General features: G+C 70.2%; 11 protein-coding genes. 5 read left to right on the forward strand and 6 right to left on the reverse strand.

The features are described 5' to 3' along the window. Positions 1-51 precede the first annotated feature (51 nt). Positions 52-741: a 16S rRNA pseudouridine(516) synthase gene (locus VJ693_RS25135; RefSeq protein WP_324158837.1), complete on the reverse strand. Its 690-nt coding sequence runs from the start codon at positions 739-741 to the stop codon at positions 52-54. Positions 742-793: 52 nt separating this feature from the next. Here VJ693_RS25135 and VJ693_RS25140 point away from each other — a divergent pair, with 52 nt between their 5' ends. Both VJ693_RS25140 and VJ693_RS25145 read left to right on the forward strand, forming a co-directional pair. Then, entirely contained in the window at positions 794-2,569 is a 1,776-nt protein-coding gene (locus tag VJ693_RS25140) for a DUF885 domain-containing protein (RefSeq protein WP_324158838.1), read from the forward strand. Between the two features lie 151 nt (positions 2,570-2,720). Continuing rightward, on the forward strand, positions 2,721-6,089 hold the full coding sequence (locus VJ693_RS25145; RefSeq protein WP_324158840.1) for a two-component regulator propeller domain-containing protein: 3,369 nt from the start codon (positions 2,721-2,723) through the stop codon (positions 6,087-6,089). Between the two features lie 40 nt (positions 6,090-6,129). On the opposite strand, the gene VJ693_RS25150 is transcribed toward VJ693_RS25145, so the two are convergent. Further along, the gene (locus VJ693_RS25150; protein WP_324158842.1) at positions 6,130-6,774 is read right to left on the reverse strand and encodes an NBR1-Ig-like domain-containing protein; all 645 of its coding nucleotides are present in this window, start codon (positions 6,772-6,774) and stop codon (positions 6,130-6,132) included. A gap of 576 nt (positions 6,775-7,350) precedes the next feature. On the opposite strand from VJ693_RS25150, the gene VJ693_RS25750 reads away from it, so the two are divergent. Together VJ693_RS25750 and VJ693_RS25155 are read left to right on the forward strand one after the other, a co-directional pair. Beyond that, positions 7,351-7,539: a peptidoglycan-binding domain-containing protein gene (locus VJ693_RS25750; RefSeq protein WP_414652370.1), complete on the forward strand. Its 189-nt coding sequence runs from the start codon at positions 7,351-7,353 to the stop codon at positions 7,537-7,539. 149 nt (positions 7,540-7,688) lie between these two features. Beyond that, positions 7,689-8,135, forward strand: coding sequence for a hypothetical protein (locus VJ693_RS25155; protein ID WP_324158844.1), 447 nt, complete (start codon positions 7,689-7,691; stop codon positions 8,133-8,135). A gap of 79 nt (positions 8,136-8,214) precedes the next feature. Here VJ693_RS25155 and VJ693_RS25160 read toward each other — a convergent pair whose 3' ends face one another. Further along, on the reverse strand, positions 8,215-13,023 hold the full coding sequence (locus VJ693_RS25160) for an NAD-glutamate dehydrogenase (protein ID WP_324158845.1): 4,809 nt from the start codon (positions 13,021-13,023) through the stop codon (positions 8,215-8,217). Positions 13,024-13,189: 166 nt separating this feature from the next. Between VJ693_RS25160 and VJ693_RS25165 the strand changes: the two genes are divergently transcribed. Then, the gene (locus VJ693_RS25165; RefSeq protein WP_324158847.1) at positions 13,190-13,846 is read left to right on the forward strand and encodes a hemerythrin domain-containing protein; all 657 of its coding nucleotides are present in this window, start codon (positions 13,190-13,192) and stop codon (positions 13,844-13,846) included. A 10-nt stretch (positions 13,847-13,856) separates the two neighbouring features. Here the strand turns inward: VJ693_RS25165 and VJ693_RS25170 are convergent, their stop codons facing one another. The 3 genes from VJ693_RS25170 to VJ693_RS25180 are packed head-to-tail and all read right to left on the reverse strand — an operon-like array spanning position 13,857 to position 16,782. Then, complete coding sequence (locus VJ693_RS25170; RefSeq protein WP_324158849.1) at positions 13,857-15,197, reverse strand: GAF domain-containing protein; 1,341 nt, start codon at positions 15,195-15,197, stop codon at positions 13,857-13,859. Continuing rightward, complete coding sequence (locus VJ693_RS25175) at positions 15,194-15,706, reverse strand: hypothetical protein (RefSeq protein WP_324158850.1); 513 nt, start codon at positions 15,704-15,706, stop codon at positions 15,194-15,196. Before VJ693_RS25175 ends, VJ693_RS25170 begins: the two co-directional genes overlap by 4 nt. Positions 15,707-15,762: 56 nt before the next feature. Continuing rightward, positions 15,763-16,782, reverse strand: coding sequence for a virginiamycin B lyase family protein (locus VJ693_RS25180; protein ID WP_324158852.1), 1,020 nt, complete (start codon positions 16,780-16,782; stop codon positions 15,763-15,765). Between the last annotated feature and the right edge of the window lie 93 nt (positions 16,783-16,875).

The following is a 16,875-nucleotide window of genomic DNA, read 5'->3' on the forward strand; positions in this document are numbered from 1 at the left end:
TGAGCACCGTCTCCCGCCGCTGAAGGCCGGGCCGCGCGCCCGGCCTTTTCTTCACCCTGGCGGCCAGCCCGCCAGCCAGCACCATCGGCCGGGGGCCAGATCGGCCGGCAGCACGAGCGGCCCGAAGCTGCTGCGGTGCAGGGCCTCCACGCGGTTGCCTACCGCCGCGACCATGCGCTTGACCTGGTGGTACTTGCCCTCGGTCAGGGTCAGGCGAATGCCTCGTTCGCCGACGACCTCGCAAACCGCGGCGCGCACCGGTGCGGGGTCGTCGTCGAGCACCACGCCGGCGAGCAGCCGCTCGACCTGGGTGGCATCGACCGGGTGCTTGCAGCCGACCTCGTAGACCTTGGGCACATGGTGCTTCGGCGAGGTCAGCCGGTGGATCAGCGTGCCGTCGTCGGTCAGCAGCAGCAGGCCGGTCGTGTCTTCGTCGAGCCGGCCGATCGGCTGCAGGCCGCGCTCGCGCAGCGGGCCGGGCAGAAGCGTCAACACGCTGGGGTGGTGGCGCGGCTTCTGCGAACACTCGTAGCCGGCCGGCTTGTGCAGCATGACCAGCGCCTTCTCATGGAAGGGCCAGGCCTGGCCCTCGACTTCGAACACCAGGCCCTCGGTCGGGACGTCGGCGGCCGGGTCGTCCATGACCTGGCCGCCGATGCGTACCAGGCCCGCGTCGATCAGGCCGGCACAGGCGCGCCGGGTGCCGAAGCCCTGGCTGAACAGGATTTGCGAGAGTTTCACGCGGCGATGGTAGCTACCATCGCCGCTTTGCTCCGTGAGGGGGAGGGTGCCGATGCGACTGCTGCGCTGCCTGTTCATCCTGCCGCTGCTGGCCGCGGGCCTGTTCGGCCCGGCGTGGGCGGCGCCGGTTGCTGCCGCCCGTGCTCTGCATGCGCTGTTCGCCGAGGAATGGGAGCGCGCGCTGCGCGAGAGCCCTGAAATGGCGAGCTACCAGGGCGACACCCGCTACGACGACCGCTGGAGCGACCTGAGCCCGGCGGCCATCGCGACCACCGAAGCGGGCGACCGCGCGGCGCTCGCCAGGCTGCGCCGGATCGAGCGCCGCGCGCTGGGGCCCGACGATCGGCTCGACTACGACACGTTCGCGTGGCAGCTCGAGCGCCGCATCGAGGGCCAGCGTTTTCGCGAATACCTCGAGCCGATCAACCAGCGCAGCGGGGTCCAGCTGGCGTCCGACATCGCCGAGATCATGCCGTTCGACAAGCCGGCCGACTACCGCCGCTACCTCGCGCGCCTGGCCGCGCTGCCGCGGCTCGTGGACCAGGTGATCGTGCTGATGCGAGAGGGCCTGCGCGCCGGCCAGGTGACGCCGCGCGTGCTGATCGAGCGGGTGCCGGCGCAGATCGGCGCGCAGGTCGTCGACGACCCGGCCGCGAGCCCGTTCTACCGGCCGTTCCTGCGTTTCCCGGGCGGGATGAGCCATGATGAGCGCGCGGTGCTGGAGGCCGACGCCGCGCGCACGATCCGCGAGGCCGTCGTGCCGGCCTACCGCCGGCTGCAGGCCTTCGTGCAGGCCGAGTACCTGCCCAAGGCACGCCCGACGATCGCCGCCACCGACCGGCCCGACGGCGCGGCCTGGTACGCCTGGCGCGCCAGGCTGAACACGACCACCGACCTGAGCATCGACGAGATCCACCAGATCGGGCTGAAGGAGGTGGCGCGCCTGCGCGAGGCCATGGACAAGCTGCAGGCCGAGATCGGTTTCACCGGCAGCCGGCAAGCCTTCTTCCAGCACCTGCGCAGCGACCCGAAGTTCTTCGAGCCCACGCCCGAAGCGCTGCTGCAGGCCTACCGCGCTGTGGCCAAGCGCATCGACCCGGAGCTGGCGCGCGTGTTCCGCACGCTGCCGCGCATGCCCTACGGCGTGCGGCCCGTGCCGGCCGAGGCGGCGCCGGACGCGACCGCCGGCTACTACACCGGCGGCGCGTTCGACGGCAGCCGCCCAGCCTACTTCTACGCGAATCTCTACCGGCCCGAATCGCGCCCCCGCTGGGAGATGCTGCCGCTGACGCTGCACGAGGCGGTGCCGGGCCACCACCTTCAATTCGCCCGTGCCCTGGAACTGCGGGGCCTGCCCATGTTCCGCAAGACCGCCTACTTCGTCGCCTATGGCGAGGGCTGGGCGCTGTATGCCGAGCGGTTGGGCTACGACATGGGGCTGTACGGCGACCCCTACGATCGCTACGGCCAACTTGCCTACGAGATGTGGCGCGCGGTGCGGCTGGTGGTCGACACCGGCATGCACGCCAAGGGTTGGACGCGGGAGCAGGCGATCGCCTACTTCATGGACCACACGCCCAAGACGGAGCTGGACATCGTCAACGAGATCGATCGCTACATCGGCGACCCGGGCCAGGCGCTGGCCTACAAGCTCGGCGAGCTGAAGATCTCGGAACTGCGGCGCCGGGCCGAAGCGGCGCTCGGTGAGCGCTTCGAGCTGCGCGACTTCAACGATGCGGTGCTCGCGACCGGGTCGGTGCCCCTGGGCGCGCTGCAGGCGCACATCGAGGCCTGGCTGGCGGCCCAACAGGCGCTTCGGCGGCGTTGAGCCGGCCTGGGGTTCATTGCGGCACCCAATGCGCAATTCGGCACATGGCACCCCACCTGCGGTCGGAGAGAATCGGCCGGAGCGGCTCCGGGATGCCGCCATCGCAGAAACCATAACAACCGTGCTCTGCAGCTACCGTCACCGTCGTGTCGTGCTGGCCCTGTGTCGCTGTTTGACGGGCTGGCTGGCGACCGGGCTTGCGGTCTGGCTTGCGGTCGGGCTGCTCGCGGGCCCGGCGGTGGCGGCGCCGGCGCCGACACGCTGGGCGCAGGTGACCGAGGTGGCGTTCCAGCACCTGACGCAGGACAACGGCCTGCCCAACGAGATCGCCACCGCGGTGGCCCAGGACGGCGACGGTTTCCTCTGGGTCGGCACGCTGTCCGGCCTGGCCCGCTGGGACGGCTACCGCTTCCGCGTCTACCAGGCCAGCCCGCGCACCGCCGGGGCGCTGCCCGACAACTACATCCAGGTGCTGCACGGTGACCGCGCCGGGCGGCTGTGGATCGGCACCAGCGCCGCGGGCCTCGCGCGCTACGACGCCGTGGCGGACGCCTTCGTGCGCTACCCGGTCGGGCCGGGCGGGCTCAGCCACGTCAGCGTGCGAGCGATCATCGACGACGGGCGCGACGGGCTGTGGGTGGCCACCGATGGCGGGCTGGACCATCTCGATCCGGCCAGCGGAAAGTTCGCCCGCGACGAGGTCGGCGAGTCTGCGCTCGAGGGCCTGCGCATCAACGCGCTGCTGCGCGATGCGCAGGGCGGCCTGTGGGCCGGCACCTCGGCCGGCCTGTTCCATCGGGGCGCGACCGGCGACCGCTTCGCTGCCGTGCCGCTGCTGCCGGCCGGCGTGCCCCAGCCCGAGCTGCAGAGCCTGGCGCAGGACAGCGCGGGCCGCGTCTGGGCCGGCACACAGCAGCACGGCGCTTTCGTGCTCGCGCATGGCGCGCAGGGGCCGGCCCAACCGGTGCGCGAGAGCCCCCCGGCCCAGGCCCTGCCGGACGGCCTGGTAGGGCTGGAGCACCAGCAGGTCATCGCGATCCACGAGGTCAGGCCGGGCGAGATGTGGCTCGCGACGAACGGCCAGGGCATCGTCGCGGCCGACTGGGCGGCGCGCCAGACGCGCCGCATCCGCAACGTGCCGAGCTGGCCGCTGAGCCTGCCCAACAACGCCTTGCACGCGCTGTACCGTGACCGCGCCGGCCTGGTCTGGGTGGCGACTGACCGGGGCATCAGCCGGCACGACCCACGCCAGTCGGCGATCCTGACCCGTTTTGGCGCCGCTGGTGCGGGCGCGCCGGCGGCCGTGCGCGCCGGCACCGAGGTCAGCTGGATCCTGCCGATGCCGCAGGGCCGGATCTGGCTCGGTACGCACAAGACCGGCATCGAGATCCTGGATGCGAGCGGTGTGCGCGTCGGCGGCCTGCGGCCCGACCCGCACCGGCCCGACGGCGCGCTGCCGCCCGGCACGGTGTATGGCATGGACCGCGCCAGCGACGGCAGCGTCTACATCGCGACCAAGGGCGGGCTGTACTGCGCCAGCGCCGACGGCACGCACCTGCATCGCATCGCCTGGCCCGGGCGGGACCCCGCGAGCGCGACCTGGGCCGTGCTGGTCGACGGCGACACGGTGTGGGTCGGCGGCCAGAGCGATGGCCTGTGGAAGCTCGACCTGAAGAGCGGCGCCGCCACGCCGTTGCTGCGCGTCCCGGGCGATGCGTTGAGCGACCAGCGCATCGTCGTGCTCGCGCGCGGCTCGGCGGGCAGCCTGTGGGTCGGCACGCGCTACGGCCTGAACCGCTACGACCCGGCCAGCGGCGCGGTGCAACGCTACCTGCCCGACGCCGCGTCGCCGCACGGGTTGTCCGGCGGTTTCGTCTCCGCCGTTCGGGCGGATGGCCAGGGTCGCGTGTGGGTCGGCACCTACGGGGGGGGCATCGACATCCTCTCGCTGGATGGGCAGCAGCACGTCGCCGCGGTCACCCGGCTCGGTGCCGAGCAGGGCCTGCCGGACAGCAACGTCAACGCGCTGCTCGAAGACCGCCAGGGTCGTGTCTGGGTCAGCACCGACAGCGGGCTCGCGACGGTCGACCCGGCCAGCCATGCGATCCGGCCGCTGCGCCGCGCCGAGGGGGTCGTGTTCCCGGTCTACTGGAGCGGCTCGGCGGCCCGCACGGCCGACGGCGAACTGCTGTTCGGCGGTGCCGGCGGCATCACCATCGTGCGGCCCGAGCAGCTCCAGCCCTGGACCTACCGCCCCGCCGTGGTCGTGACCGACCTGCAGGTCGGCGGCAAGAGCGTGTCGCCGGCAGGACTGTTGGATCCGGCGGCGGGCCAGCCGGCGCGGCCCCTGGCCGTGCCGGCCGACGCGAACAGCCTGGCGGTGGAGTTCTCGGCGATCGACTACTCGGCGCCCGAGCGCAATCGCTACGCCTACAAGCTCGAGGGTTTCGATGCCGACTGGGTCGAAACCGATGCCGCGCGCCGCCTGGCGGCGTACACCAACCTGCCGCCGGGGCGCTACCGGCTGCTGCTGCGGGGCTCGAACCGCGACGGCGTCTGGAGCGAGCAGGCGCTGGCGCTGCCGATCCGGGTGCTGCCGGCCTGGCACCAGACGATGTGGTTCCGCACGACGGCCGTGCTGGTGCTGGTCGGGTTGCTGCTGGTGGTCGTGCAGGCCCGCACCCGGCTGCTGCGCGCGCGCCAGGCCGAGCTCGAGCGCAAGGTCGGCGAACGCACCGCCGAGCTCGAGGCCCTGCACAAGGCGCTGGAGGACAAGTCGCGCGTGCTCGAGCGCAGCAGCATCACCGACCCGCTGACCGGGCTGCACAACCGCCGCTTCCTGACCGAGCACATCGAGACCGACATCGCCGGCAGCCTGCGCCGCGCGCAGGAGGCACGCGCCGCGGGCGCGCTGCCGGCCGACACCGACAGCGTGTTCTTCCTGATCGACGTGGACTACTTCAAGCGCGTCAACGACCTGCATGGTCACGCGGCCGGCGACGCCGTGCTGGTGCAGTTCGGCGCTCGCCTGCGGGCGGTGATGCGCGAGTCCGACCACGTCGTCCGCTGGGGTGGGGAGGAGTTCCTGGCCGTGGCGCGCAACACCGACCGCGCGCAGGCCGAGGAGCTTGCCGAGCGCATTCGCGGCGTGATGGCCGACATTCCGTTTTCCGACGACGAGGGCCGCTCGCTCGCCCTGACCTGTTCGATCGGCTTCGCCTGCCTGCCCTACCTGCCCGCGCGCCCGCATGCGCTGGGCTGGCAGGACGTGGTGCGCCTGGCGGATATCGCGCTGCTGGCGGCCAAGCGCGCCGGCCGCAACGCCTGGGTGGGCTTGCATGCCACCGACGCGGCACAACCCGAGGGCCTGCTCGCCAGCGTGCAGGCCGGGCCGGATGAGCCGCTGCGCCGCGGCCAGATGCGCGCCAGCAGCAACAAGCCGGCGCCGGCCGTGCAGCAGGCCCTGGTGCCGGAGGCCGGCGGCACGGCGGCGTGGCCCTTCAGCGCTGCTGCCAGCTGACCCCTGCCAACTTGCCGCTGACCCGGCAACTTCGGTCCGCTCACAGGCGAAGGACCTGGACCTTGCACCATAGCCCCGAGAATTGAGGAAAGCTGAGGCGCCCATCGGCGTCGTACATCTTCCATAACGACAGCGCTGTGCACGGCAAAGGCGGTGCGCGAAACGTCACGGACACTTGAATGATCGCTTCCGGCGGTGTGGGCGGACACGGAATATCCCACCGATCTGGAATCAGGTTGGCGTCGAGCACAGGCGTCAATGAGCCGTCGTTCTCTCGGCGCGCGAGTACGAGGTGCGCGTCTTCGCAGCGGTAGCTGCGTCCTTCCCACGTGATGCTGCCGGTGTTCTGCACCTCCCAAGTCTTGACGAACTCCTGGCCGGCAGACACCACCTCGCCGTCCGGGTACGTAACGTCGCGCACGAAGCTGGCATGGTCACCGTCATGTCGCGTGGGCAGCAACGTGAGCGAGGCCGCACCCAACTCGTGATAGATCAGCCTGGCCAAGTGCAGCGGCGCCGTGTGCAGCGCTGCAGCCAGGCCCAGCAGCGTCTTGAATGTGACGTTGTGCAGATCGCCGCGCAGCAGCCGATAGAAGGTCTCGCGCGAGATGCCCGCGACTTGGCAAAGCTCTGTCTTGGACAGGCCCAGTTCCCTGCAGCGACGAAGCAGGAAGGCGGCGAGCATGCCTGCAATTCTGAGGTTAGGTCCACGATTGTCAAGCCGAACTGACAACGCACCTCCCACAATCGGCGAGCAGAAAACTGGCTGCCGTTCGACCCATGGGGGGCAAATATGAACTCCTGGCATGCGCCGTTGTTTCGTCGTGTGGAGTCTGCTAGTCGGTCCAACCGGTCTCTCCAAGCCCGATTCATTGTTGCTGGTGCGATATTGACCGAAATTGCTATGGGCACGGTCCTTCTTAGTGCCTGTGCCTTGGTGGAGCTAAGTGGAACGCTGACCAAGAAGACAGGCGAAGCAATGACGGACTATTCAAAGGATAACGAAGGCCTCGTCGGAAAGATGGCCGGCTTTGGAGGGCGAATCAATACGGCAGTGGGGACCGCTGTGGAGGGAGTTGGCAAAGACGGTAGAAGTGGGTCGACCGAAACAAGGGCGAATCGCGCGCCCAGCGCGGTGGCGGAGCAGTCAGTGGTCCAGATAGCAACCGATTCCGGCAAATCAGACTCGTCAAGGCCAGCATTTGCAGCCGACCGCGAACGAAATGGCGGAGGTCAGGAAGGTATTGCGGGTCCCAGCGTAATGTCGAACTCCGAGGCGCAGAGAATACTGACTCAACTTGGATTTCGACCCGGGCCAGTGGACGGGACCTTCGGTGAACGCACAGTCAGCGCGTTGATTTCCTTCCAGCGAGAAAAGGGCTTGATCCCCACGGGAAAGCTGGATCACGAAACCATTGAGGCGCTGCGCGCGGCCAAGCGATCCTTATAGATTTAAGCGGAGCCTGCCGCGCATTTTCCTTACTCTTCCGGCCAACGTTTGTTTCGCCAATTGAAAATCGTCCCGTTAAGGAATCTATGAGCAACAACTCAAGGTGCACCATTAGACTCACTCGCATCGGATCGGCGATATTATCGTTCTTGGCAACTTTCTTTCTGACGGCGGTCTTGTTGCCTTCTGACAGCTTGGCGGGGACTGAGGTATCTATATCTACTCAAGGCGGCAAGGTCTTGCTTTCGACCTCGGCCGCTTCGCAACGTATCAAGCAGGAGCTTGAGCGACAGATGTTGGCGATTGGGTATCTACTTCGGTCAGCGCAAGAGGGGATTCTTGTCTACGAAGGTGATGCGGATTCGGCGACTAACTTCATGTGGACCAACTCGTACACCGGCGAGAAGCCAAAGTTCCGGTTCCGTGTGAATATTGTCGACCTCTCTGATTCCCGCCGGGTTGTTCTCGCCAAAGTTGTATTCATACCGGGAACGAAGCTACGCCCGGAACACGAGGAAGATCGCGCTCGGACAACCGATCTGGAAGAAGCAGAAAGTCTGCTCCGGAAAGTTGCCGCGGGCCTCGATCAACACTAGAGGCTGGAGGCGCCGCCCGAACTAACTGCGGGCCTGTGAGGCCCGGTTCTTGGAAGTTGTCGACAAAACGTGCCGATACTCAGGCTAGGTTGCGCAACTCCCGCAGCGCGACCGACAGCATCGCCAGATCGGCGCTCTTCGCGTCGGCCAGCTCCGCCAGCACGCGCTGGGCGCGCTCCAGCGCGACGGCATTGGCCGCCTCCCAGGCCGCGAGCATCTTGGCCGAGCCGCCGTCGCCGGTGGCGAGCACCTCCTGCGTGATCGCGCGCTGCAGGCCGGCCAGGTCGTCGCCGAGCGCGGCCTTGGCCAGGCTTTGCCAGTGGCTGCTGCCGGGCAGATCGTCGATCTGCTGGCGCAGGCGCGCCAGGCCCAGCCGGCTGGCGACACCGACGTGCACTTCGCCCACCTCGGTCACGTCGCGCCGCGCGGCCTCGGCGACTTCGGCGATGTCGAGCGCTGCGAACAGGCCATCGGCACTCGCCACGCGTGCCGCCAGCGCGGCCGGCACGCCGGCGGCGACCCAGGCCTGCGCTTGCTGTGAACTCGCGGCCTGCGCGGCCAGCGGCTCGCGCAGTGCCTCCACCGCCGCACGAAAGCGGGTGAAGGTTTGCTCCATCGGCTCGGCGAGGCGCTTGTAGCGCAGGAACCAGGTGGTGGCCCGCGCCGTCAGCCAGCCCTCCTCGATCAGCATCTCGGACTGCACGGCATCCGGCACCAGGTTGTCCAAGGCCTCGACCTGCTGCCACAGCGCCACGTGGCCCATCACCTCGCGTGTGCAGAGGTAGGCGCGCACGACCTGCGCCGGCTTGGCGCCGGTCATGTCGGCCAGGCGGTGGACGAAGGTCGAGCCGACGCGGTTGACCATGCTGTTGAGCACGTGGGTCGCGACGATCTCCCGCTTCAGCGGGTGGCGCGGGATGTAGCTGGCCATGCTCTGGCGCAGCGGCGCCGGGAAGTAGCGCTCGAGCGCGCTGCCGATCCAAGGGTCCTCGGGCAGGTCGGATGCGGTGATCTCGTCGAACAGCCACATCTTGCTGTAGGCCAGCAGCACCGCGCGCTCGGGCGTGGTCAGCCCGATGCCGCGCGCGGCGCGCTCGGCGATCTCGTCGTCGGTGGGCAGGAACTCGATCGCGCGGTTCAGCCGCCCGGCCTTCTCGAGAAAGCGCATGAAACGCGCCTCCTGGTCCAGCAGCTTCGCGCCGAGGCGGCCGGTCACCGACAGGGCCTGGGTCTGGAAGTAGTTGTCGCGCAGCACCAGCGCGGCGACCTCGTCGGTCATCTGCGCCAGCGTCGTGTTGCGCTGCTTCTCGGTCATCTCGCCGTCGGCGATCGCCAGGCCGAGCAGGATCTTGATGTTGACCTCGTGGTCCGAGGTGTCAACGCCGGCGGAGTTGTCGATCGCGTCGGTGTTGATCGACACGCCGTTCAAGGCCGCTTCGATGCGGCCGAGCTGCGTGAAGCCGAGGTTGCCGCCTTCGCCGACGACGGCTGCGCGCAGCTCGCGGCCGTTGATGCGCAGCGCGTCGTTGGCGCGGTCGCCGACCTCGGCGTGGGTTTGCGTGCTGGCCTTCACATAGGTGCCGATGCCGCCGTTGTAGAGCAGGTCGACCGGCGCGCGCAGGATGGCCGACAGCAATTCGTTCGGCGCGAGGCGCTCGGCCTCGATGCCCAGCGCCGCGCGCGCCTGCGGCGAGATCGGGATCGACTTCTCCGAGCGCGCCCAGACGCCGCCGCCGGCCGAGATCAGCTCCTGGCTGTAGTCGGCCCAGGACGAGCGCGGCAGCTTGAACAGGCGCTCGCGCTCGGCGAACGAGCTGGCCGCATCGGGCGTCGGGTCGATGAAGATGTGGCGGTGGTCGAAGGCCGCGATGAGCCGGATGTGCCGGGACAGCAGCATGCCGTTGCCGAACACGTCGCCCGACATGTCGCCGATGCCCACGACGGTGAAGTCGGTCGTCTGGATGTCGGTGCCGCGTTCGCGGAAATAGCGCTTGACGCTTTCCCAGGCACCGCGGGCCGTGATGCCCATCGCCTTGTGGTCGTAACCCACGCTGCCGCCCGAGGCGAAGGCGTCGCCCAGCCAGTGGCCGTATTCCTTGCTGACGGCGTTGGCGTAGTCGGAGAAGGTGGCCGTGCCCTTGTCGGCCGCGACGACCAGGTAGGGGTCATCGCCGTCGAGCCGCGTGACCATCGGCGGCGGCACGACGGTGGTGCCGGCGAGGTTGTCCGTCAGGTCGAGCAGGCCGCGCAGGTAGTCCTGGTAGCAGGCCACGCCTTCCTTCAGGTAGGCTTCGCGCTCGCTGGGCGGCGGTGCCTTCTTCAGCACGAAGCCGCCCTTGGAGCCCACCGGCACGATGACGGTGTTCTTCACCATCTGCGCCTTGACCAGGCCCAGCACCTCGGTGCGGAAATCCTCCGGCCGGTCGGACCAGCGCAGCCCGCCGCGCGCGACCTTGCCGCCGCGCAGGTGGATGCCCTCGAAGCGCGGCGAGTAGACGAAGATCTCGTACAGCGGCTTGGGCTCGGGCAGGCCGGGCACCTTGGCCGACTCGAACTTGAACGACAGGAAGCTGCGCCGCGGCCCCGCCGCGCCCGAGTGGCCGACGCCGGTGCGCCAGAAGTTCGTGCGCAGCGTGGCCAGCACCACGGCCAGCAGTTGCCGCAGCACGCGGTCTTCCTGCAGGTTGCTGACGCGGTCCAGCGCCTGCTCGATGGCGTTGACCTGCGAGGCGGCCCCCTGCTCGTCGCGCACGCCGGGGTCCAGCCTGAGCTTGAACAGGTGCACCAGCATGCGGGCGATGCGCGGGTGGGCGATCAGCGTCGCCTCGACCGCGCTTTGCGACAACGCGAAGCCGATCTGCTTGAGGTAGCGGGCGTAGGCGCGCAGCACAACGATCTCGTCGGCGCCCAGGCCGGCGCGCAGCACGAGCCGGTTCAGGTCGTCGCTCTCGACCTCGCCGCGGTAGACGCGGCCGAAGCAGTCCTCGAACAGGCGCGACAGGGTCTCGGGCTCGATCTCGTCGGCCGCCGTGGCCCGCAGGTCGAAGTCGTGCAGCGACAGCGAGCCGGCGGCCGCATGAAGCCGGTAGTTCTGCTCGCCGAACACCCGCACGCCCATGTGCTCGAGCATCGGCAGGCTGTCCGACAGCACGATCGGCTCGCCCAGGCGGTAGACCTTGAAGCCGAGCGCGGCGGGCTCGCCGCCGAGGGGGCGGTACAGCGCCAGCGCGAGCGGTGATTCCGCTGTCAGCGAGGCCACGGCACGGACATCCGGCACGGCCGCACGCGCCGGCACACGCTCGCGGTACTCGGGCGGGAAGGCGCCGGCCCAGGCCTTGTACAGCGCGATGCCGCGCGCCTCGCCCTCGGCTTCGGTCAGCGCGTCGCGCAGGCTGTCGTCCCAGCGGCGCGCGGCCTCGGCCAGCTTGCGCTCGAGCTCGCGCCGGTCCACCACGGGCAGCTGGCCCGGCGTGGTGCGCACCGTGAAATGGATGCGGGCGAGCACCGTGTCGGACAGCAGCACGTCGAACTCGGCGCTGGTGCCGGCGAAGGCCTCCATCAGGATGCGCTGCATCTTCACCCGCAGGTCGGTCGCGTAGGCCTCGCGCGGCACGTAGATCAGGCACGAGACGAAACGGTCGAACGGGTCGCGCCGCAGGAACAGGCGCAGCCGCTGCCGATCGCCGAGCGCGAGGATGCCCAGGGCCGTGTCGTACAGCTCGTCGTCGCCGATCTGGAACAGCTCGTCGCGCGGGAAGGTCTCGAGGATGTGGGCCAGCGCCTTGGCCAGGTGGCCACCGGGCGGCAGCCCGGCGCGCTCGGCGATCGCCTCGACCTTGCCGCGCAGCAGGGGTGTCTCGGACACGCGCGCGCTGTACGCGCTCGAGGTCAGCAGGCCCAGGAAACGGTGCTCGCCGATCACCTTGCCCTGTGCGTCGTAGCGCTTGGCGCCGATGTAGTCGGTATAACCCGGGCGGTGCACGGTGGAGCGGGTGTTGGCCTTGGTGACCACCAGCGGGGGCGTCGGCGCATGGGCCAGCTCGCGCGCATTGGCCGGCAGCAGCGACAGGCCGGAAGAGCGCCTGTCGGCCTCGTCCTCCCGCAGCACGCCGAGGCCGGTGCCGGGCACCAGCCGCAGCGCGCTGTCGCCGTCCAGGTCGACCAGCTCGTGCTGGCGGTAGCCGAGCAGCGTCAGGTGGTCGTCGGCCAGCCATTCGAGGAAGGCGCGGCTTTCGGCCACGAGCGCGGCGGGCAGCGCGGCCGGGGCCCGGCCCAGCTCGGCGATCGCCTCGTGCAGCCGCGCGACCATCGGCCTCCAGTCTTCGACCGCGGCGCGCACATCGCCCAGCACACGCTCGATGCCGGCCACCAGCTCGGCCTTCTGCTGCGCATCGACCAGGCGATCGACCTCGATGTGCATCCACGATTCGCGCACGCCCGGCGCGGCGTCGGTGCCCGGCGCGATGGCGGTCAGCGCGCCGTCGGCAGCGCGCTCGACCAGGAAGATCGGGTGCACGATCAGGTGCAGCGTCAGGCCCTGGCGGTTGATCTCGGCCGAGGTCGAATCGACCAGGAACGGCATGTCGTCGTTGACCAGCTCGATCACCGTGTGGCGCGAGGCCCAGCCGTGCTCGGCCACCGTCGGGCTCAGGATGCGCACCCGGGGCTTGCCCGGCGTGCGGCTGGCGCCGAACTGCCAGTGGGACAGCAGGCCGCCGCACTGGTCTTCGGGTGTGCGGTCGGCCAGGTCGTCGGCGTCGAGCTGGCGCAGGCATTCGCGCGCGTAGCTCTCGAACATCGCCAGCCGCTCCGCCGGCAGCCGCGTGGCGGCGATGGCCAGCACGGCGGCGAGGCGGTCGCGGCGCAGTGAGTCGGTCGAAGCGCTCATCCCAGGATCTCCGTGTTGTTGTGGCTCGGTCGGCGGGGGCAGCTTACGCCTGCCGCGGCGGCGTTTACGAGATTCTTAAGAACCCCGCAGCGGATTCTTACGAACGCGGCAGGCCGCGTGCTCCTAAGCTTTCCCTACCCCAACGACACGACTTCACGGAGCCTGCATGAACACGATCCACCGCTACGATATCTACGCCTTCATCCACAAGGGCCTGCGCGCCTTCATGGCCCATACGCTGGTGCGCGTGGGCCGGCTCGACGCCCACGACGCCGACGAGGTCGCCGAGGTGGGCGCCGAAGTCCGCGCGCTGCTGGATGTGTGCCGCAGCCACCTCGAGCACGAGAACGACTTCGTGCACGCGGCCATGCAGGCACGCGCCCCGGGCAGCTGTGCCCCCGCCGCGGACGAGCACGAGCACCATCTCGAGGCGATCGCCGCGTTGCAGCAGCTGCTGGCCCGCGTGCCCGGCAGCACCGACGGCGCCCAGGCGCTGTACCGTGCGCTGTCGGCCTTCGTCGCCGAGAACTTCGAGCACATGCAGCGCGAGGAGACCGAGCACAACGCGGTGTTGTGGGCGCACTACCGCGACGAGGAGATCATGGACATCGAGCACCGCATCGTCGCCAGCCTGCGGCCCGAGGAGTCGCAGGTCACGATGCGCTGGATCCTGCCGCACCTGACGCCGGCCGAGCGCGCGGCGATGCTCGGCGGCATGCGCCAGGGCGCGCCGGCCGAGGCCTTCGACGGCATGTTGAGCATGATCCGGCCCCTGCTGGGCGGGCGCGACTGGCGCAAGCTCAGCCTCGCCCTGGACCTGTGACGCGATCGCCTCAGGCGTCCACGTCGAGCAATCGCACGCCGCCGCGCAGGCGCAGCCGGAACTGCCCGCGGCCCGTCTTCTCGATCGCCATCGCCGGGCAGCGCTCGGCGAGGCGACGCTGCAGCAGCACCAGCCGCGCTTCGAGGTTGTCGCCGACCTCGGGCAGGCCGAGGTCGGCGGCCACGCGCAGCTCGCGGTTGCTGAAATCGCAGCGGCCGCTCGCGGCCTGGGCCTGCAGCAGCTTCCAGAGGATGGCGCCGGCCACGCCCTTGATCAGGTACTCGCCATCGACGAACACACTGTGGTTGGCGCGGTAGTGGCGCACCTCCACCGTTTCGCTGGTGCCCGCCGCGGCCGGCGCGATCGTCGCCTCGGCCGCGCCGGCCACCGCATCGGCCCCCGGCTGCAGCGCCAGCACGCTGGTGGCCAGCAGATGGGCCAGCGTGACCAGCGCGTCCTCGTCGTCGTAGCCGAAACGCAGGTCTTCCGGGCTCTCGACGCACTGCACGCCCAGCAGCCGGCCCGCGCCTACGATGGGCACCGCGAGCTGGCTGTGCGGCTCTGCCAGGCCGGGGAAGGGAATCTCGGTCTCCAGCGGCCAGGCCCGGCGAGGGGCGCCGTCGCGCGCCGCGCGGCCGTAGCGGTACTCCATCGTCATGTGGTTGATGCGGATCGGCACGCGGTGGGCCGCGGCCTCGCCGATCACACCGTCGCCGAATGCGATCTCCGAGCCGACGCCCGTGCTGCCGTAGCCCCGGCTGGCCACGGTGTACAGGCGCTCGCCCGGCGCGTCGGCCATCATCAGCAGCGCATGGCTGATGCCGAATTCTTGCGCCAGCACCAACAGGGCGGTGTCGAACAGCAGCCCCAGCTCGCAGCACTCGGCCAGGCGCTGGCTGGCGCTGCGCAGTGCGTTCAGCAGGTTGCGCGGGGCGGCCGGGCGCGGCAGCGAATGGCCCGGCACGCGCTCGATCGCCTGCACCAGGTAGATGTCGGCGCCCTGCAGCTTGAACACGCCGCTCATGCCGGTGTGCGAGGCGATGCCGGCCAGCTTGGCCTTCATGTGCTGGAACAGGCCGCCGGCGGTTTCCGTGCGCAGGTACAGCAGCGACAGGCGGTACGAGGACCCGGTGACCGGGTCGATCACCAGCGCCGTGGCCTGCGGGTTCGTGAGGATGTTCTCGCGCGTCTTGTTGAAGAACTGGAACGACAGCGCGACATGGCGCGGGTCCACGTACTGCATCTGCGACACGTAGGCCACGTTCGGCGTGCCGTCGATCGCGCTGGTGGCCAGCACGGCCGGGATCGAGCCCTCCAGGCAGCTGCGGATCTGGTCGAGCGTGACGGTCATGGGCGGCTGGCCTGCAGCGGCATCGACTGGCCGGCCTGGGGCCCCGGCGTCTGCGCGAACGCACCGTGTGCGCTGAAGCGGATCGCCATCAGCTGCGACCAGTCGTGCAGGAACACGGCCTCGACGTATTCGGCGTCCCACCCGAGCAGGCGCAGGTCACTCGCGAACAAGGCCAGGTGGCGTCGGACCAAGGCGGCCTCGGCCGGCCCGGCCGGCACCGAACGCGCATCGCGACCCTTCAACTGCACCGTGCGGTTGGTGCTCGGCCGGGTGAAGACCGCGGCAACCTGCCGGTTGTGCGCGATGTCGCGCATCACGGCCTCGGCGGCCTCGGCGAACACCAGCACGGTGACTTCTCGCCCGTCGTCGCTGACGCGGCAGCCCACGCCCTTGGCGATCGACGGGATCAGCCGCTCGTCGCGCCCGGCCACGGTGATCGACAGGCCACTCTGGATGAAGGCGGCGATCTCGTCGGGCAGGCAGGCGGAGGCGGCGGGCGGCGGCGTCACCGGCCGATGCTAGCGCAGGCCGGCGGCGAGGCGAGCCGACGCACGGGGCGTGCCGCTCAGCCCGTCCGGATGAGCGAGATGTGCTCGGTGCCGCTTTCGGGCAGCCAGACCTCGCCCGGCCGGCCGAGGATCTGGCGCACGCCGGCGGCTTCACGCGGGAAGCCGAAGCGCTCGAACTGCTCATGGCCCGCGTCGAAGCGGAACACCGCGTTGCCGCCGAAATCGCTGGCCCAGACCATGTCGCGCTCGTCGACATAGACGGCGTAGGGGCGCGGCCCGCTGCCGGGCAGCTTCCAGGCGCGCCAGCTGCCATCCTTCGGGTCGTGCACCGACAGCTGACCGCTGTTCCATTCGCTGACCCACAGGCGCCCGCGGCTGTCGCTCCAGATGCGGCGCGCACCCTGTGCCTTGGTCGGTGGCTCGACGACGATCGAGTCGCCGGTCCGGCGGTCGATGCGCGCGATGAACGAGCCGGCCAGCGAGCACCACCAGACCTCGCCCGCCGGTGTCGCGCAAATGCCGTAGGGCCCGCGTCCGCGCGGGGCGGCCTTCACCTGCACCTCGCCGCGCCGGGGGTCGACGTGGCCGACGAAACCGCCCTGGCCGGTGAACCACAGGCGGCCGTCGCCATCGAAGGCAGCGGTGTTCAGGTTGGTGTTCGGCGTGCCTTGGGGCAGTGGGTAACGCTTGACCTCGCGGCCCGGCCAGCTCACGCGCTGGATCGCGTTCTGCCCGCTGTCGGTGAGCCAGGCCGCCTTGTCGGGGCCTTGCACCACGCCGTGTGGCGACGAGCCGGGGCCCAGGGGCACCAGCTCGGCGCGGCCGCTGTTCGGGTCGAACCAGCCGAGGTGGCCGCTGCGCTGTGCGGTGAACCACACACCGCCATCGGGCGCGGGGGCCACGTCGTGGATGCCGGTCGGCTCGGGTGTGCGCAAGGGCCAGGACTGCATCGCCGCGGGCGGCGCCGCACGAGGGCCGGGGCCGCAGGCCAGCAGGGCGAGCGCGGCGATCGCGTCGCGCCGGTCGATCGACAACAGCGGGTCGGGCATGGCCACCTCCGGCATCGCATCCAGCATCGGGCCGAGTGTGGCGCCAGCCGCGTCCGCACGCCGCGGCGTGCGGACGCACCCCCGCTCACGCCATGGGTGGGTAGCCCGGCAGGCAGGTGT

The organism is Ideonella sp. (genome assembly GCF_035254525.1).
Classification (GTDB): Bacteria; Pseudomonadota; Gammaproteobacteria; order Burkholderiales; family Burkholderiaceae_C; genus Ideonella.